At 35.0% G+C, this 19,386-nt stretch carries 18 protein-coding genes; 12 read left to right on the forward strand and 6 right to left on the reverse strand.

Annotation, left to right across the window (positions count from 1 at the left end):
• Nucleotides 1-348 precede the first annotated feature (348 nt).
• The 6 genes from cbrC (at nucleotide 349) to potD (ending at nucleotide 6,834) form a co-directional block, all read left to right on the forward strand.
• Nucleotides 349-939, forward strand: a complete 591-nt coding sequence (cbrC, locus tag GWI97_RS10845) for a PF03691 family colicin E2 tolerance protein CbrC (protein WP_161751976.1) — start codon at nucleotides 349-351, stop codon at nucleotides 937-939.
• A 160-nt stretch (nucleotides 940-1,099) separates the two neighbouring features.
• Entirely contained in the window at nucleotides 1,100-2,395 is a 1,296-nt protein-coding gene (locus GWI97_RS10850) for a S8 family peptidase (RefSeq protein ID WP_082239440.1), read from the forward strand.
• A gap of 545 nt (nucleotides 2,396-2,940) precedes the next feature.
• Nucleotides 2,941-4,056, forward strand: a complete 1,116-nt coding sequence (gene potA / locus GWI97_RS10855; protein ID WP_036934548.1) for a spermidine/putrescine ABC transporter ATP-binding protein PotA — start codon at nucleotides 2,941-2,943, stop codon at nucleotides 4,054-4,056.
• On the forward strand, nucleotides 4,040-4,900 hold the full coding sequence (potB, locus tag GWI97_RS10860) for a spermidine/putrescine ABC transporter permease PotB (RefSeq protein ID WP_087803327.1): 861 nt from the start codon (nucleotides 4,040-4,042) through the stop codon (nucleotides 4,898-4,900). Before potA ends, potB begins: the two co-directional genes overlap by 17 nt.
• On the forward strand, nucleotides 4,897-5,676 hold the full coding sequence (potC, locus tag GWI97_RS10865) for a spermidine/putrescine ABC transporter permease PotC (protein ID WP_036934543.1): 780 nt from the start codon (nucleotides 4,897-4,899) through the stop codon (nucleotides 5,674-5,676). The genes potB and potC overlap by 4 nt, the downstream gene beginning before the upstream one ends.
• Before the next feature lie 114 nt (nucleotides 5,677-5,790).
• Entirely contained in the window at nucleotides 5,791-6,834 is a 1,044-nt protein-coding gene (gene potD, locus GWI97_RS10870; protein ID WP_036934542.1) for a spermidine/putrescine ABC transporter substrate-binding protein PotD, read from the forward strand.
• Between the two features lie 128 nt (nucleotides 6,835-6,962).
• On the opposite strand, the gene GWI97_RS10875 is transcribed toward potD, so the two are convergent.
• The 6 genes from GWI97_RS10875 to GWI97_RS10900 all read right to left on the reverse strand — a co-directional run bounded on the left by GWI97_RS10875 (nucleotide 6,963) and on the right by GWI97_RS10900 (nucleotide 12,785).
• Entirely contained in the window at nucleotides 6,963-7,274 is a 312-nt protein-coding gene (locus GWI97_RS10875) for a helix-turn-helix domain-containing protein (protein WP_087803329.1), read from the reverse strand.
• A 25-nt stretch (nucleotides 7,275-7,299) separates the two neighbouring features.
• A complete protein-coding gene (locus tag GWI97_RS10880) occupies nucleotides 7,300-8,373 on the reverse strand; it encodes a fimbrial protein (protein ID WP_161751977.1) in 1,074 nt (357 codons plus the stop codon).
• The gene (locus GWI97_RS10885) at nucleotides 8,373-8,891 is read right to left on the reverse strand and encodes a fimbrial protein (RefSeq protein WP_036934537.1); all 519 of its coding nucleotides are present in this window, start codon (nucleotides 8,889-8,891) and stop codon (nucleotides 8,373-8,375) included. The genes GWI97_RS10880 and GWI97_RS10885 overlap by 1 nt, the downstream gene beginning before the upstream one ends.
• Complete coding sequence (locus GWI97_RS10890; protein WP_052038438.1) at nucleotides 8,891-11,410, reverse strand: fimbrial biogenesis usher protein; 2,520 nt, start codon at nucleotides 11,408-11,410, stop codon at nucleotides 8,891-8,893. The genes GWI97_RS10885 and GWI97_RS10890 overlap by 1 nt, the downstream gene beginning before the upstream one ends.
• Before the next feature lie 36 nt (nucleotides 11,411-11,446).
• Nucleotides 11,447-12,127: a fimbrial biogenesis chaperone gene (locus GWI97_RS10895; RefSeq protein ID WP_036934535.1), complete on the reverse strand. Its 681-nt coding sequence runs from the start codon at nucleotides 12,125-12,127 to the stop codon at nucleotides 11,447-11,449.
• 97 nt (nucleotides 12,128-12,224) lie between these two features.
• Nucleotides 12,225-12,785, reverse strand: coding sequence for a fimbrial protein (locus GWI97_RS10900; RefSeq protein ID WP_036934533.1), 561 nt, complete (start codon nucleotides 12,783-12,785; stop codon nucleotides 12,225-12,227).
• An 877-nt stretch (nucleotides 12,786-13,662) separates the two neighbouring features.
• On the opposite strand from GWI97_RS10900, the gene yddG reads away from it, so the two are divergent.
• From yddG to GWI97_RS10930, 6 genes are all read left to right on the forward strand, one after another.
• Nucleotides 13,663-14,577, forward strand: coding sequence for an aromatic amino acid DMT transporter YddG (gene yddG, locus GWI97_RS10905; RefSeq protein WP_036934531.1), 915 nt, complete (start codon nucleotides 13,663-13,665; stop codon nucleotides 14,575-14,577).
• Between the two features lie 229 nt (nucleotides 14,578-14,806).
• Nucleotides 14,807-16,081, forward strand: coding sequence for a bifunctional O-acetylhomoserine aminocarboxypropyltransferase/cysteine synthase (locus GWI97_RS10910; protein ID WP_123822409.1), 1,275 nt, complete (start codon nucleotides 14,807-14,809; stop codon nucleotides 16,079-16,081).
• Nucleotides 16,082-16,209: 128 nt separating this feature from the next.
• Nucleotides 16,210-16,794, forward strand: a complete 585-nt coding sequence (locus GWI97_RS10915) for a hypothetical protein (RefSeq protein ID WP_161751978.1) — start codon at nucleotides 16,210-16,212, stop codon at nucleotides 16,792-16,794.
• Nucleotides 16,795-17,166: 372 nt separating this feature from the next.
• Complete coding sequence (locus GWI97_RS10920) at nucleotides 17,167-17,754, forward strand: TetR/AcrR family transcriptional regulator (protein WP_036934524.1); 588 nt, start codon at nucleotides 17,167-17,169, stop codon at nucleotides 17,752-17,754.
• Between the two features lie 26 nt (nucleotides 17,755-17,780).
• Complete coding sequence (locus GWI97_RS10925) at nucleotides 17,781-18,635, forward strand: transcriptional regulator (protein ID WP_036934519.1); 855 nt, start codon at nucleotides 17,781-17,783, stop codon at nucleotides 18,633-18,635.
• Nucleotides 18,635-19,153: a FidL-like protein gene (locus GWI97_RS10930; RefSeq protein ID WP_036934516.1), complete on the forward strand. Its 519-nt coding sequence runs from the start codon at nucleotides 18,635-18,637 to the stop codon at nucleotides 19,151-19,153. Before GWI97_RS10925 ends, GWI97_RS10930 begins: the two co-directional genes overlap by 1 nt.
• Nucleotides 19,154-19,386: the final 233 nt, after the last annotated feature.

Raw genomic sequence — 19,386 nt, forward strand, 5'->3', positions numbered from 1 at the left:
TATTTTTACAAAAATCAGGACACCAATAGCACACCAGAAATTGATAACTGATTGATTATATAACTCGGTCGGTTCCATCCAACATCGGCGCAACAGAAAAACGATTCAAATTATAATTTTTTGAATGGTTATTAACATAATGATTTTCTGTTAGTTTATTGAGTTCTGTAATTTCTGACATGCTGTAATTCTTTCATCTATTTAGGCGTTGGTTATCTCTCATTTATGGAGGAGATAAAATAAGCGCACATTATAGCATAGAGAATCACTTACACATGATGGATCTACGGTTAGGATTATTTTACTAAACAGAAGATGAGTAATTAGGAAAATAAAATAGGAAAATATATGTCAACTGAAAAAAGAGCATTACCTTATTTTAAATATCATCCTGAACCTGTAAAAACAGGGGCTTTTATTATGAATGATACTGTTGTATGTGATTGTTGTGGAAAAGAAACTGATATTTGTTATGGTAGTCCTTTCTATTCAGTCGAAGATATTGATGCACTATGCCCTTGGTGTATTGCTGATGGTTCAGCCAGTGAAAAGTTTGATGGTGAATTTCAAGATAGTGCAAGCATTGAAGGCAGAGAAGTTCTCTATGACGAAGATGGGGAGTATTGTGGTTCTACTTTACCTCCTATAGATAAAAACAAACTCGATGAATTAACAAAACGGACGCCTGGTTATCATGGCTGGCAACAAGAACATTGGCTAATACATTGCGATGAACCTTGTGCCTTTATTGATTATGTAGAATGGGACGATATCAAAGATAAATTAGAACAATTTGCTTCTTTAGAACAAGATATTAAAGAGATTGGTTTTGAACTTCCTGATTTATCAGAGCGCTTATGGAATGATGGTGAATGCCAGGGTTATTTATTTAAATGTTGTTGTTGTGGTAAATTACGTCTACATATGGATTTTAGCTAATAAAGATCATCAAAATAATATTGAGTTTGTTAAGCTGAGATAGGCTCATTATTATTTTTATAATATATATTTTTTTCATCATCTCTATTAAAAATAGAAATAGTCAGTGCTCAATATTTTACGTTATAAAAGCGAAAAAATAATAAAAGGAGCATTGAATATGAACATTAAAAGAAAGATCCTTATAAAATTAAATAGAATAAATAATCTTGAAGTTGAACATAAAAATTTATCACTGCCTTTTTATCATGGTCAACATAATTCTTTTTTATCTAATATATCTTTAGTTCCTGTTATTTCCTCTGCTTATCAATTACCTCCTAAAAATAATATGAATTCTATTTCAATAAATTGTCATGAATTAAATAAATATTATTATCTTAATTTACCAGATAATAATATTTATTCATTAGATAATCTCATTACAATATTAAAGCAACACCCTGATATTGAGTATGTGCAAACGGTACCGATACAACCTATTGAACCTCCCAATATTACGCCTGATTTTACTCAATATCAGCAATATTTATATGAGCCAGAAAAAACAGTCAATATTAATAAAATTATAGGGTTGGGAGTATTAGGAGCATGGAAACAAGAAGCCTATGGGCAAGGAGTTCAAGTTGCTGATATTGAATGGGACTTCAACCTTTCTCACCATGATTTATCAACAGATAACATTACATCATTGTTACCTTTTAATGAAAAAACGAGTCAAGCTGATCACGGTACTGCGGTGGCTGGATTAATAATGGGAAAAAAAGATGGTAAGGGGATCACTGGACTTGCGTATAAACTCGATATGTTTTACGCCATCTCTGAATTAACCTGTGGCCGTATTGATGCAATTATTGCCAGTAAACGTATATTACATGCAGGTGATATTGTTTTATATGAAATGCAGACAATCTGTGAGCATCAAGCTTATGTTCCTGCCGATTATGAAATGCATATTTGGGAAGCGACTCGTGCATTAACAGATGCGGGTATCATTGTGATTATGGCGGCGGGTAATGGGGGGGTGGATCTCGATTTACCTGCTTATGAAAGTTATCGTCAACGTAATGATAATAATTCGATACGTGTTGGTGCGGGCTCGCCTTATACATTAAATCGCTTACCTTTTTCAACGCATGGCTCACCTATTCATGTACAAGCTTGGGGAGAAGATGTGGCAACTGCAGGTTATGGTGATCTCTTTAGAAGTGATGACAATCATACTTATACGGCTAATTTTAGTGGAACATCGTCAGCGAGTGCTTTAGTTGCGGGAGCCGCTGCGGTGATCCAGTCTTGGTATAAAAATCATACAAACAGTGTATTAACACCAATACAAATGCGTGATTTATTAATTAGAACGGGGACTTTTCCACAGTTAAATGACAAAATAGGCCCTTTACCTAATGTTAATAATGCGATTCTGTATTTAAAAAAGCGAATAAAATATCATTAAATAGAATCATTTTCTCTTTAACACCTCTTAATATTAGGAGGTGTTCTTAATTTTAAATATATATGTACATGATATATAAAGTTTTTCTTATTGTGATAAGATTATAATCTAAAAAAGGGTAATTTAATAAATTTTATGAACTCAATGATTGCTATAAAATTATGTTGTTAATAAATGTAATAATAAGTTTTTATAGAAAAATAAGACAATAAGACAACTTATAATAGGAAAATTATTTAATCATAAACTTAGTTGATTTTTATGATTTATATGAATTAATAGTACTTTGATTTTATTGTATTTTTTCCATAAATCGTAAAGAGCCAGATTTATGATGAAAAACTTAAATATGAATAGTTTTTCATTGTTTATGCGCCTTTTTACTTTCAATTTCACGCCACTACGTTTATCATTTTCCGCTTGTACTATACATACGGCGTCGCTGGTTTTGGGCTTCTGTGGAGCATAATGCTCCGGCAGCTCACACAGTCTTTTCCAGTGGCGGTTCTATCTGCATTATTCTTCGGGATAGAGTATTACCTTAAATGACTGAGAAAACATCTCTGATACCAGTTGTCGAATTAAAATCCTTAAGTAAAGGTTTCGACGGAAAACAAATTATTTCCCGCCTCGATCTCACTATCAACCATGGCGAGTTTTTAACCATCCTCGGTCCTTCGGGCTGTGGTAAGACGACGGTTTTGCGTTTAATAGCGGGTTTAGAAGACGTTGACGATGGGCAAATTATCCTAGATGGGCAGGATATTACGGATATTCCCGCGGAACAACGTTTTGTAAATACGGTTTTTCAAAGTTACGCACTGTTCCCTCATATGACTGTTTTTGAAAACGTCGCATTTGGTCTTCGTATGCAAAAAACGCCTGCTGAAGAGATTAATGTTCGCGTAGAAGAAGCGTTACGTATGGTGCAACTTGAAAATTTCGCACAACGTCGACCTGCACACCTGTCTGGCGGACAACAACAACGTGTCGCTATTGCACGTGCTGTTGTCAATAAACCTAAAGTGTTGTTGCTTGATGAATCATTATCTGCACTGGATTACAAATTACGTAAACAGATGCAAAATGAATTAAAAGCCTTACAACGTAAATTAGGAATAACCTTTATTTTCGTGACTCATGATCAAGAAGAGGCACTGACGATGTCAGATCGGATCGTGGTGATGAGAGAAGGGCGTATTGAGCAAGATGGGACACCGCGTGAAATTTATGAAGAGCCAACAAATCTATTTGTTGCGCAATTTATAGGTGAAATTAATATCTTTGATGCCCGTGTTCTGCATCGTATTGATGATGCGCGTATTCGTGCTGATGTAGAAGGACATGAATGTGATATTTATACTACATTACCGGTGACAGAAAACCAGTCACTCAAAGTATTGCTTCGACCTGAAGATCTTCGTGTTGAAGAAATTCACGATCTTGAAAATCTGCCGGGATTAATTGGTTATGTTCGTGAGCGTAATTATAAAGGCATGACGCTAGATTCTGTTGTTGAAATGGAAAATGGCAAGATGGTGATGGTTAGTGAGTTCTTTAATGAAGATGATCCAGATGTTGATCACTCGTTAGACCAAAAAATTGCGGTGACTTGGGTTGAAAGCTGGGAGGTCGTACTGGCAGATGAAGAAAACACGTAAACTATTTCAAAACATCGTCATTACCGGTGTGGTGGGTTGGTTGATGGTGTTCGTCTTCTTGCCGAATATCATGATCATTGCGACCAGTTTCTTGACGCGAGATGATGCCAATCTTATCGAGATGGTCTTTACACTCGATAACTACTATCGCTTATTTGATCCCATGTATGCAGAAGTCTTGCTACATTCTATTAATATGGCGGTAGTGGCAACATTAGCTTGTTTATTATTAGGTTATCCCTTTGCTTATTTCCTTGCAAAAATGCCTAAGAAAATACAGCCATTAATGTTGTTTCTATTGATTGTACCCTTTTGGACAAATTCGCTTATTCGTATTTATGGATTAAAGATATTCCTAAGTACCAAAGGTTATTTTAATGAATTCCTGTTGTGGGTTGGACTCATTGATAAACCACTAAGAATTATCTATACCCCAGAAGCGGTTGTGCTGGGGCTGGTTTATATCTTATTACCTTTTATGGTGTTGCCACTCTATTCCAGCATTGAAAAGTTAGATAAACCTTGTTTAGAAGCTGCGCGTGATTTAGGTGCTAATAAACTGCAAACCTTTATTCGCATCATTATTCCATTAACGATGCCAGGCATCATTGCGGGTTGTTTACTTGTGATGTTACCTGCAATGGGCTTATTCTTTGTTGCCGATTTAATGGGGGGCGCGAAAAACTTATTAATTGGTAACGTAATTAAAAGCCAATTCTTAAATATTCGTGACTGGCCTTTCGGCGCAGCAACTAGTATTTGCTTAACATTGGTGATGGGATTAATGCTGTTTGTGTATTACCGAGCCGTGAAGCTACTGCATAAGAAGGTAGAAATAGAATGATAGGACGGTTATTGCGTGGTGGATTTATGTCCATTATTTACGCGTATCTTTATATCCCGATTATTATTCTGATAGTTAACTCTTTTAACTCATCACGTTTCGGGATTAATTGGAAAGGGTTTACCACAGATTGGTATGCCATTTTATTTAATAATGACAGCCTACTTCAAGCAGCAGGGCATTCATTAACGATGGCAGTTACTTCCGCGACATTTGCTACACTCATTGGCTCATTAGCGGCAGTTGCGCTTTATCGCTACCGCTTTCGTGGCAAAAAATTTGTCGGTGGTATGCTGTTTGTCGTAATGATGTCGCCTGATATTGTGATGGCGATTTCATTACTTGTGTTGTTTATGATCCTTGGAGTTTCATTGGGATTTTGGTCGCTTTTATTTTCACATATTACATTTTGTCTACCTTTTGTTGTGGTGACGGTTTACTCACGATTAAGTGGATTTGATGTAAAAATGTTGGAAGCTGCTAAAGATTTGGGGGCAGGTGAATTTACTATTCTACGTAAAATCATTATGCCACTTGCGATGCCAGCAGTGGCTTCAGGTTGGTTATTAAGCTTTACGTTATCCATGGATGACGTGGTGGTATCCTCTTTTGTGACAGGCCCAAGCTATGAAATTTTACCATTGAAAATATACTCAATGGTAAAAGTAGGGGTTTCACCAGAGGTGAATGCGCTTGCAACCATCCTTTTAGGTCTATCCTTAGTATTAGTGTTAATTAGCCAGTTGATCTTAAGAGACCGAACTGGCAAAGCGTAATGACATGTATTAGTGCAAGTTTTTTGCACTTATTGGGGTCTTTATGACCAATCTGTTGGAGGTAGGCTTGCTGCCTATTTGATATTAACGCATCAACCACTGAAGGAAACATAAATGAAAAAGTGGTCCTCTGTACTTGCTGCTAGCGTAATGGCATTAAGTATCGGCACAGCATCGGCTGATGATAGTAAGACATTATATTTCTACAACTGGACGGAGTATGTGCCGCCTGGTTTGCTTGAACAGTTTACGAAAGAAACTGGGATTAAGGTGATCTATTCCACCTATGAGTCCAATGAAAGTATGTATACCAAGTTAAAGACCTATAAAGAAGGGGCTTATGATTTGGTGGTTCCTTCCACTTATTTTATTTCTAAAATGAGTCATGAAGGAATGTTACAAAAAATCGATAAATCGAAATTAACGCATTTTGATAATCTCGATCCTAGTTTATTACATAAACCCTTCGACCCAGAAAATGATTACTCTATTCCTTATATTTGGGGGGCGACCGCTATTGGTATTAATAGCGATGAAGTTGATGTGAGTAGCATTACTTCATGGGCAGATTTATGGAAGCCTGAATATAAAGATAGCTTATTATTAACCGATGATGCTCGTGAAGTTTTCCAAATAGCATTATTAAAATTAGGTTATTCAGGTAATACGACTGATCCTAAAGAGATCGAAGAGGCCTATAAAGAGCTACAAAAACTCATGCCGAATGTATTAGCTTTTAACTCAGATAATCCCGCTAACCCTTATATGCAAGGGGAAGTTAATTTAGGGATGATTTGGAATGGTTCTGCATTTATTGCTCGCGATGCGGGTGCGCCAATTGAAATGGTGTGGCCAGAAGAAGGTGGAATTTTCTGGATGGATAGTTTAGCTATTCCTGCTAATGCTAAGAATGTCGACGGTGCTCATAAACTTATCGATTTCTTATTACGTCCAGAAATCGCAGCAAAAGTAGCTGAAAACATTGGTTATCCAACACCAAACTTAGCAGCACAAAAATTACTACCTAATACCATTACAAAAGATAGTTCACTTTATCCAAGTGAAGAGATTATCAATAAAGGTGAATGGCAAAATGATGTTGGTGATGCAACTGTATTATATGAAAGCTATTACCAAAAACTGAAAGCTGGACGTTAATTGAATTTGATTCTTATGCTGAAGCCACCTTAAAGGTGGCTTTTTTATAACAGAAGAAAAGTCATTTTATTTAGCGAAAAATAAAAGAGAAGTAAAAGAGAGTTTGTAATGAGAAAAATAAACTATGTTCAATTAAAGTCATTTTTAATACAGCTTTCGGCAATTAATTGATTATTTTTTTCTTGAGTTTTTCGGTGTTGTTCAATGCTAGATATATAATTACTTTGTAAAAAATAACTAATATGAACATCAAATTTTTCAGAGATACGATAAATTAACTCGATACTGATCCTATTTGTTCCGCGTTCATAACGAGAAAGCTGTTGCTGGCTTATCTCTAATCTTTTAGCAAATACAGTTCCCGAACATTTTAACTTTTTTCGTAAATGGCGTATTCGCTGGCCTATACGAAAATTAATGGTTTTGCTGTTATCTATCATTTATCAGCCTTAAAAATTCAAATCATTATTGATAAGAAAAAGTCAGACTGGCTAACCCGTTTGCTTTACCAGGTTTTAGTGTTCCAGTCGTGATATATCGGGTTGACAGGTTTAATGTGTAGTTTTCGTTATTAGATGTTGTTATATGAAGTAAACGTTGATTGGGTTGCCCCGTAGCACTAATGTCTGGCCCATAAGTCACAGGTGTTGGGTTATCATTAAAGAAAAATTGAATACCAATACCAGATGCATCTGAGTCTGATGTTAATGTAAGAATATCTGTATTATTAGAATAAGTAGATTGGTCAGTCATGCTGGCATATAAATGCACATTGGTGTCGCAATTCACTGAAATAGGCTTTGTTTGCGTTTTTGATGTTGAGCCGATAGTGCTCATATCTCGCATTGAAATATCACCTAATTCATAAGTCAGATTTTTGGTATTTACTGTGCAACCTCTGGCTTTAATGGTGATTGTCACCGGATTTATTGCGACAAGTGATGTGTTATTTCCTTTATGTCCTCCACCATATTCAGACCAAGTATTCGCAATCACGGTGTAAGGAATAGTATAAACACCCGTTTCTAAGTGCTCATCAGTAACAAGGAATACTACTTTTGCTTTTAATGAAACTCGGTCTACACCTTTATTTACGGTAGAGCCTACGGCTGGATAAATAATAGTTGCACTAGAGCCCGTGCCGACATCAATAGGGACATAAGAAACATTGTCATTGTTATCTTTTAAACCAAAGGCGTAACCAATGCCTTTTACGCCAGCTAGCGAATAAACCGGATATCGATTACTCCCTTCGTAATAATAGATCCCACTTATTTTTGAACCCAGTGCATTAGCATAGAGCGTTTCAACCCAGCATTTTTGTAGAAATTTATTTTCACATTTAAAGCCGTTATGAACAGATGTCTCTCCAATCCATGTTGACGTGATGGGGGTCCCTGCTGGTGTACCATCTGCAGCACCATCAAAATTCATTGGTACAGGAGATACGATAAGAGGATCTGCTACTGCCCATACCCTTTTTTGAGGGAGCAACGATAAAGAGACCAGTAATGTTAGGGAATAAAGGGAATATTTCATTATTGGTACTCCAGTAAAAAAGTTGTAGTCGCATTGGCTTGCCCAGAGGTGACTGGCAGGTGTGTTGCGACATAACGAGCGTAAAATTGCAGAGTGTTATCTTGATTTGGCAATAACAGGTAAGATTGGCTTTGTTCATTGATTGCAATAGGTGTGCCTGACTCATCCATAAGTGCAATTGCGACACCTTGAGCCCCATCTTGATTAATGGCGAGTAATGTATTATCCGCCGTAGATGGTGTTCCTTTAAAATTGACTTTCACGCCACTGGCTTCGGGTTGGCAATCTACCAACTTAATACTAAAAGGGATAATAGGCGTACGTTGTTGAGCAATGGTCGTTGACGTGAAATCTTTAGTGGCAATATTACCTAATTTCACTGTAATTGTTTTTGAATTGGTTTCTACAGTGCAAGTATTGCCTGTCACTCTGGCATTAATTTGAATCAAAGTGTCATAAGTATTGCCTTTGCTTATGGAAAGTAGCAATAAAGCCAAAATAAGTATTAATTTGCGCATTATTGGCACTCCTGTGTCATTTTTACAAAGGGCTCGTTATGTTGCTTTTGAGGTAATTGATAATGAACTTGGCAATATTGGGTTGATTCATTTCCCCAGCGAATATCTAATACGCCAGAGCTAGGGACGCCAGAGAGATAGAGCAATCCGTCATCCCCCACAATGCCAGAGAGATGATTTTGTTTATCTGTTGCAATTGCACCGAAAGGCAGAGGGCGTCCTTGTTGTCTTAGTGTCAGTAATAAGCGATAGCCTGTTTTTGCATCAAAATTAACTTTAATAACAGCACCTTGTGTCGGGATAACTTGCTGAATATTTTGTTCAATTTCGACATTATCTGGGAGTGTCGTGGTATCTAGGGCAACTTTATTTTGGCGATACGCTGTGGCATAAGGAATAACAGCAAATCCTCGCCAATCAGTATAAATACCGGTTGCATTATCAATAGGTACATCCGGTGTTTTACCCGCATCAACTAAAATGGTATTGGCGCTTAATGGCTGACTTAATGTGACTCCTTCACTATGTAATAACATACCGCCAGCGAGGCTATAATTGAGTTGTTGAGCATCTTGATGGTAGTTATAACCCGCATTCAAATTGCCATATCGGCTTTGATATCCAAGAGAAGCGCTTCCTGTATAACTGCCGCCTTGATTGCTATATCCCTGTTGGACACTGTAATTTAATGTATTGTCATCAAGTAGTGTGCCTGCAACGCCCGCGTTATGTGCAGAATAACCGTTATTATTATGACTGTAGTTATAAGTGAGATAAGCACTATTTATTGGTTGATAACTGGAAGGCATAAGAAGTTGCAACGGAATAGAAACCCCAACAGAGAGTGTTTGGTCTCGTTCTCCGCTGTTCATCATTCGGTTATAACTATAAATAATGTTATAAGAGAGCCCTTTTATATTACCGTTATAACCCGTTTGGATTAAGACGTTTTTCTCATTTGTTCCCCAATAGTTTTGCCAATGTGTTGTCATAAAAACAGAGCCATAATCAGCTAGTTGTTGTGATAAATTGATTTGTAGGCTGCCTTTTTTATGATTACGCAAATCAAAATAACGTGAAGGTGTTTGTTGATTATTTTCATAGAGATAACCAGACATACGTGTGTTCAGGGTCTCTTCTAGTGTGTAAAATCCAGACGTGGAATAGCGATAACCTAATAACTGAAAATTAGTACCAAATTGGTTGAGTGATTTTGCGTAGAGAAAACGTAAAGAGTAGCCTTCAGATGTTGAGTCATCAGGCAACTTGCTATGAGCAAAAGTGATGTCCGTAGACAATGCACCTAAGGTGCCCATATTTTTACCGGCTCCAAGTGCATAAGATTGATAATCTGCTGTAACTAAAGCCCCGCCATATGCTGTAGTGTCATAAGGTAATCCATAAATCAGATGACTTTGTAAAAAACGTGGTTTTTTATTTTGGTTATTTTGGCGAATTTCACCCGCTTGAATAACAAATTGTTTTTGGCCTTCTCGTTGCAAAACGGGTACAGCAGAATACGGCACAATATAATCGTGCGTACTGCCGTCGTTTTCTTCAATAGAGACATAAAGATCTCCACTATTTGATGTTGGATAGAGATCTTTAATTTCAAATGCTCCGGGAGCGACAAAGGTTTGATAAATAATATAGCCATTTTGTTTTATAACGACTTTGGCATTACTATTCGCTATTCCTCTAACAATAGGGGCAAAGCCTCTTTGGCTATCAGGCAACATCGTGTCATCGCTTTCTAAGGAAATACCTCTGAAATTAATACTGTCAAAAAGTGTTGATGACGTATAACTGTCGCCAATTTGTAATTGGCTTTTTAATGACACAATATTGCGTTGAAGATAGGTACTGATATGGTTCCATTGGTTTTTTCCATTTGATGAATTCCAAGTGGAATAATCTCTTAATCGCCAAGCACCAATATTGATCCCGCTACGTAGATTTAGATAGTAACTATTATTATGAGAATTTCCCCAACTGTTGGCACCGCTAAATGTATAATTTAATATTCCCGCTGTAATACCGTTATCCCATTTCTCGGGTGGTATATAGCCACGTGCTTTAAGATCTAAAGCGGCTTGAGGTATTTGAATTTTTAATGCTTGTTTCTCAAGATCATAATTAACAACAGAGTTAGGAATAATGTCTTCAATATTAATGCATTTATTATCTGAGGCATTTTCAATATCAGAAAATATTTTAGTATTAATCCCTAATGATTGATAAAAAGATTTATTTAAACAAGGAATTACATTGTTATCTTGACTAATAAAATGAATACTCTCTGTTCTTAGATATTCATGATTAATAATAATATCAAGTGGATAATCTCCGGGTTTGATACTATTTCCAGCTTCAAAATAGCTTAAATCAGCCACTGAATCAGGAGAGTCAGCCAAAAATGCAGGATTAAATCGGTTTGTGCTGTATGCCAAAAATGGCAAAGCCATTGATATTGTGATGGCACCATAAAAGAAAGAATAAACTGTATTTTTATTAATCATGTTTTTTGACCAATAAGCTTGAAGCAGATGTAATCATTAATGAGAAATGTCTTTTTTTAATACAGCTGTCTGTGCGCCATAATCATTAATTGTTTGGAATGAAATTATGCTTGCATTATTTTTTACTTTTCCTAACACTAATTGAGATAACGGATTTATCATTATGCTTGCTGGAAGTGGATTATCGGCCACAGCTAAATTCACCATGGTTATATGATAAGGTGTAGGGTTATTCGCAATAAGCTCACCATTTTGGTAAGAAAAAGAAATTTCATTCGCAAATTTTGCATTATAAGCAGGTAAGCGACTCGGACGATAAAAAAGCTTTATGCGACTCTGTATTGCTATTTGTAGTGTGTTTTCCTTAGCCAATTCATCTTGTAATGAAGGGATCACTTTTACATTCATCCAAAATAAACTTTCTCTATCTTCAGGTAGTGGTGCGCCGGTATACATAATTCTTAATGCATTTTCTTTATTTGCATCAAGAATATATAAAGGAGGTGTTACGATAAAATCGTTATTTTTAATGCCTTGGTTATCCGAAACCCATGACTGAATTAAAAAACTATTTTGTTTATCTGAATTAGTAATAACAAGGTTGGTTTGTTTAATATTAGAATTATAAATAATACGTGTGGCGCCTAATGAAACCCCATTAGAATAAGATAATAATGGGAAGAGAAAAATAATAAGGAATGTAAGTATTTTTTTCATAATAGAAATATATTAGGTAATAATTATAGGATAATTGCATGTTGATAAAAAATAGGCCGTCCTTGGCAATAAGATATCAATCAAAAATGATTAGCAATTAAGAGTAAGTCACCATAAAGTTTGTGGTAACGTTTGCGCTACCCGCCTTAACAGTATCATCCGTTGAAATAAGGGATGCGTTGTAATTTAATTGGTTTTCACCTTCAATGAGTTTTTGTGTTGTTGATGGTTGGCCAGGAACAACGTTTTTGCTACTTGAATCCGTAATTTTTAATGCTACATTCGCAGCAGCGCCACTACCTTGTAGTGCAAATGCATTTGCATCGCCATCAGAAGCTGTGCCATTAAACGTAATTGCAGCTAATGTTGAAACAGTAATATCGCAGTTATTTAATTTGATACTAAAAGGGATACGACCTGTCTCATCACCTTTTTTGGTAAATTCGGCAACACGGAATTGACCTAGACGAACAGTTTGGTTTGCTGAGCTACTATCAACACCACAAGCTGCATTAACAACAGAACCTTCAAAGTTAACGGTACCACCATTAACTGTCACTTCTGTTGGTGCTGGAGTGCCGGTGTCTTCTGCAAATGCAGGTGTTGCAATAACTGCCATTGCAGAAGTGATAATTGCAGATAATAATAACTTTTTCATTAATTGTTCCTATATTTTAAATATATACTTACCCGTTAACTTAATAAATTAAGCTAACGGTTAATTCTATTTATTCCTTATTTTTAAATAGAGAATAATAGGGGTAAAATTATTTCTTAGATGTGTAACGTAAGGCTATTTATATATATTTAACAGAGAGCGATTACCGCAATTATCGTAGAAACGATAAAACAGGCTCATCCACACTTAAGTCAAATTTCCAAAAATTATAGATGTGCTAAAAAAATTAGAGAAATCGTTTTAAACGATCGTTTTTGGCTTTTTTTATAGGTGATATCTATTGATATCGTGATAACTATCGGCAATATTTAGTGTTAATAAATAGAAAAATACATTATTTTATCTAATGTTTTATATGATGTCGTGTATTGTATTGATATTCATTGTGTTTTTGTTTTTTGTTTTTATTCAGTCTCAATACTCTAATAAAGAGCGTCCTAAAAAGATTCTGTAAATGTACTTATAAGATGATGTTTCATAAAATATATTTCATAGTGAAACTATTTATAAAATGATACAAAAAATAACACTTTTTATGATAAAAAAAGGCAGTATTGCCTATTTTTTTATTCAAATATAAATTTCGAATTTAAAATTTATAAGAAAAATAGAAATATTATTTATCCATTTTAAATTGAAATTAAAAGGTGTATTTTTAAAATATAAAATAAATGACACTTTTTTTACTACTTATGGGAGTAGATCAATATGTTTTATACTTAATATTAATTGTAACAAAATGTTTCACTGATCAGGTTTTTCTTTATTATTTTTGCATAAAAGTGGTTAAAGCAATTATTCTGGTTTTATTTTAATATGGGTTCTAATGGTAAAATCTTAAATTTGAAGGCTCAAAATGATATCTAGCTCAGCAAAAGGAACGTTATATGGCATCGTTGCTATTTTTCTTTGGAGCACTATTGTTGGTTTAATTCGTAATATCAGTGAGTATTTTGGCCCTATTGGAGGTGCAGCTCTGATTTATACCGCAGGGACGCTGTTTCTTATGTTGATCCTAGGCATACCTAAGCTATCACTTTTTCCTAAACGATATCTTTTTTGGGGAGCCCTATTATTTGTCACTTATGAAGTATGTTTATCTTTGGCATTAGGATTTGCAACAGATAGAACACAAGCCATAGAACTAGGCATGGTGAATTATTTATGGCCTAGTTTTACGTTAGCCCTTGCCGTCATACTCAATAAACAGCGATTCTCAATTTTATTGATCTTAGGATTATTGTGCTCATTTAGTGGATTAGTTTGGGTTGTTAGTGGGGATAACCCGCTCACGATTGAAGGCTTATGGAAGAATATTCAAAGCAATCCATTAAGCTATATATTAGCGTTTTCAGGTGCCATTTTATGGGCATTTTATAGTAATTTAACTCGCCTTATTTCTGAAGGGAATAACGGTATTGTGCCCTTCTTTCTATTAACGTCACTTGCATTGTGGGGGCAATACTTATTTTCAACACCGGCAGAATGGATCGTTAATACAAAAAGTATCACTTTATTATTAATAACAGGGGCGGCAATTGGGCTGGCTAATGCAGCATGGACTATCGGTATGATAAGAGGTAATGTGACTTTATTAGCTACGCTTTCTTACTTTACACCTGTTATTTCTACTGCATTTTCATCAATATTATTGTCTACTGCACTCTCCTTCTCATTTTGGCAAGGGGTAATGATGGTGACCGGAGGCTCTTTAATTTGCTGGTTAGCGACTCGTCAAAAAAAGATAAAAGTACTTAAAATGATAAAATAGCGAGAAAAACAAGATCCTTAACTCAAATATGATAGTAAAAAAGGGCATTTTACCTTATTGACGGTATGGTGGCTGGATAGCATTAATTTAATTTGAATTTTTTTCACTATACGACAGAGTTAATATGCGCTTATTTATATGGCTTATATATTAAGAACGTTTACTTTGATTTAAGTTATTTAAAATATAAGTATTACGATAAGAACAAATGCAACAAAAAGGGATTGCTATGAAACTTGAGACACTTTCTGTTCACGCCGGTTATTCACCTGATCCAACGACAAAAGCAGTCGCTGTACCTATTTACCAAACCACTTCTTATGCATTTGATGATACGCAACATGGTGCTGATCTCTTTGACTTAAAAGTACCCGGTAATATTTATACTCGAATCATGAATCCAACTAATGACGTATTAGAAAAACGTGTTGCAGCATTAGAAGGTGGAATTGCTGCAGTTGCCGTAGGATCGGGTATGGCAGCTATTACTTACGCTATTCAAACTATTGCTCAAGTGGGTGACAATATTGTTTCTGTCGCTAAACTTTATGGTGGTACTTATAATTTAATGGCGCACACTTTCCCTCGTATTGGTATTGAAGCGCGCTTTGCTCCCCATGATGATATTGCTGCATTAGAAGCATTAATTGACGATAAAACAAAAGCAGTATTTTGTGAAACCATCACAAATCCAAGCGGAAACATTGTCGATATTCAAGCATTGGCTGATGTAGCTCATCGTCATGGTGTGCCTTTGATTGTTGATAATACCGTTGCAACGCCTTATTTATGTCGTCCTTTTGAACATGGCGCAGATATTATTATTCACTCGTTAACCAAATATATTGGCGGTCATGGCAATTCGATTGGTGGTATTGTCGTTGATTCTGGTAAATTCCCTTGGGCTGAGCATAAAGATCGTTTTGAAATATTAAATACACCTGATGTTTCTTATCACGGGGTAAATTATGTCGAGCACTTTGGTGTAGCTGCTTATATAGCAAGATGTCGTGTTGGGCCTTTGCGTGGAACGGGGGCTGCTCTGTCACCTTTTAATGCATTCTTGATCTTACAAGGGTTAGAAACACTGGCTCTGCGTATGGAACGACATACTGAAAATGCACAGAAAGTGGCAGAATATCTACAAAATCACCCTCAAGTTGCATGGGTTAAATATGCGGGTTTAAGCAATCACCCTGAGCATGATTTAGCCGTACGTTATATGTCAGGTAAACCTGCCGGTATTCTCTCTTTTGGGATCAAAGGTGGCGCAGAAGCCGGGGCTAGATTTATTGATGCATTGCAACTCATTGTTCGTCTTGTGAATATTGGTGATGCAAAATCATTAGCATGTCATCCAGCTTCAACCACTCATCGTCAATTAAATGATGAAGAATTAGATCGCGCTGGTGTTTCTCGAGATTTGATCCGTTTATCTATTGGTATTGAACATATCGACGATATTCTTGTAGATTTAGAGCAGGCATTAAAAGCCAGCATTTAATTACAGTTATCAATTATCAATTTAAAACCTTCTTTATTTAAAGGAGGTTTTTTTATACTTGAATTTCTTAAATTTACTAATATATTTTAGAAGGATTAATTTTATTATTTTTAATATAAGGATATATAATGAATATTACTTCTATATTTAGAGATACAGTGAATCAACTGACAATAGGAGCAGGAAAAGTAATAAACAATATTGTTGATTTTTTTTCTAATATTAGTTCGGGTATAACGGGTATATTTAATAGTAATACACCTTTTAGACAAGCTACAACAGAGCCGAGTTTTATTAGTCATACACCTATAAACTTTGTAAATAATAAGGATGAACTAATAAAAAGGCCACTTGAAATTATAAATGAATTTTTAAATAAATGTGAAAATGAAAATAATTCAAACATGATTGAAAATAAATGTAGTGAGGTTGCTTATTTCGTGACTACATCTAATGATAAACCTTATTATAATACTCTTTTTGAAGGACTGATTCATAATACACCTTCTGAAAGACATATTTATAGTATTCCTTTTGAAGACCATATTTATAATGTTTCTTTTGAAGACCATATTTATAGTATTCCTTTTGAAGACCATACTTATGATGTTCCTTCTAAAGAAAATATTGATGATACTCCGCCAACGGAAAGTAAAATTATGGAATTATGGGATTTTTTACTTAAAAATAAAACCAAATTTAACACCATTTAACTGGTGGTGATTCTATTTTTAATAAAAAATAGCAGTGTAAAGAGATAATGATCCATATGAAAAAATAATCGTAATTAAAAATAAAGAAATTAATTAGATATTGATTTCTTTATTTTTTCTAAATTGGTTTTTTAATTAAGATAATAAATATATTTATTTTTTTGATAAAAATCAAAATTTATATTCCTTTAATTTTTAAATTAATCATTTAGATCAATCTTGTAAAATAAGTTTAATTTTTTAAATTAAATTTGATTGGGAAATAAAGGAATGTGAAGTCAACTGCATTATTTACATATAATAAGCATCAGTCGAAATCAGATTGATTTCGATCAATAAGGAACATACCGACTGGTCGGTATCATCCTGTGCATGAATACAACTGCGCATCACCGAAAAAAAGACCCTATCCGAGTTCAAGAGCAATTATTGGAAGCGGCAAGTATTATTGTGGCTAATGAAGGAATAGCTTCTCTCTCTTTAAATGCCGTAGCAAAAGAAGCGGGTGTAAGTAAAGGTGGTCTACTTCATCATTTCCCCGGAAAATTAGAATTAGTGCAGGCAGTATTTAAACGGCTATTAGGTATTATGGATAGTCGTATTGCAGTTATTATGGAAAATGATCCTATTGAAGCGGGACGTTTTTCTCGCGCATATTTAACTTATATTTCTGATTTAAAACAGTCAGACGAAAGTCGCCAATTAGCCATACTATCTTTAGCAATGCCAAACGAGCCTATTATGCGTAAATGCTGGCGAGATTGGATGTTAGATCATTTAGCCAAAGGCGATAAATTAGATAATAGTTATTTAGGTACATTAATTCGTTATGCCGCAGATGGTCTTTGGTTATCTGAATTAACAGAAGGCCCTACGATTTCACAAGAAGAGCGTAACGCATTAGTTGAAAGATTATCTGAAATGACATTTGACTATATGGCAAACACAGCAAATCAGTAATTTTAATCAGGATGAATGAGGGCACAATGAAATACAAAATAAATGCCTTAATTTATTACGACGCAACGGATGGCGCGATATCGTTAGAAAAAGAGAGTGTTGATACACATCTTTCTATTACCGCAAATGCGTTACTGTTTTATTTTATTCAGCATCCAGGTGTTGTTAATCGTGACGAAGTATTAAAACGTGTTTGGGATGATAATGGGTTAGTCTCATCAAACAGTAATTTAAACCAATATTTGAGTTTATTACGAAAAACATTTCGCCATTATGGTATTGAAAATATCATTGTCACTATTGCAAAAGGGCGATTAGAGTTTAATCCAGATATTTCAGTTGAACTCATTGATGATTCAACGCTGTTACCTTCAACTCAAACAAATGAAGAAGCACCTATTTTAGTTAAGAATGAAAATAAAATAGCCGTTGAAACAACGACATCTTTATCTTTAACGCAAACACCTTTAGAGCCTATACAAGAAGAAACACCGCAACAAAAACAGAAACCAGAAATTTGTTGGTATTTAGCTAGCATTGGTTTTCTATTAGGTGCGGTATTTCTTGCCGTGATCATTTTTTTTAATCAACATCAATCAAAGCCAATTTCACTGACACCATTAACGCATAATGATTGTGAATTACTTTCTAATGAAGCCATGATTAATTCTGCGGTAAGCGATAATTATGTTCGTAATTTTGATGCTGTAAGAAAGAAGCTTAATTTACAGTGTGTAAAAGGTGAACGATTTGTTTTTTTCTATGGTGATAAATTACAAACAAATGGATTAGGGCGAGTATTTTTAGCGCATTGTGCGAAAAATGAAGATAATCCATTTAGTTATTGTGACAATTACTTTTACTATTCTTGGAAATACTAATGAAAATCTCAGGGAAACTTTTATGTTTTTTATCGGCCCTGATTTTTATCTTGGTCGCCACTTATGCTGCAACAAGATTATTAACCATTAAAAATGAAGGTGTCATGGTATGTTCAACCAAAGGCATTATGCGCTTTGAAAATATGGAAGATGAAAATGTAAATGGTAATATTCATTTTTCATTTGGTGCTAATGGTAAAGGCTCGATTGTTGTTGAAGGTTATACCACTTCAAAAGCGGGATGGTTGTATTTACAACGTTATGTGAAATTTGATTATACGACCAAACGGGTTTCACCGACAGAACGACACTATTTTGTTAGTCAATGGAATGCAAGTGCATCATCAATTGATGAATCCCCAGATGTTATTTTTGATTATTTTATGCGTGAAATGTCAGATAGTCATGATGGGCTATTTATTAATGCACAAAAACTTAATGAGAAAACATTACTATTAAGTTCACTCAATTCGCCCCTCTATATTTGTACCTTAAAACCAGGTAGTAAATTTGATTAACTACCCTGATTATCGATCTTGTTTTTATAAGGTGGTACGTCTGTTTCCACCTTTTCATTACTCTAAGACCTAATGTATTACACCCAATTCTTTTACTTATTTTCTCTGTCATTGTGTGATGATTCTTCCTCTTTTACTTAGACTGAAAACATCCCTTAAATAAGCATGAGCACTCAGTTGTAGTTTTGTGCTTTCCAGTAAATGATACTTTCTCCATTTCATTATCGCATGGC

The organism is Proteus sp. G2300, from assembly GCF_009915965.1.
Taxonomy (GTDB): Bacteria; Pseudomonadota; Gammaproteobacteria; order Enterobacterales; family Enterobacteriaceae; genus Proteus; species Proteus vulgaris.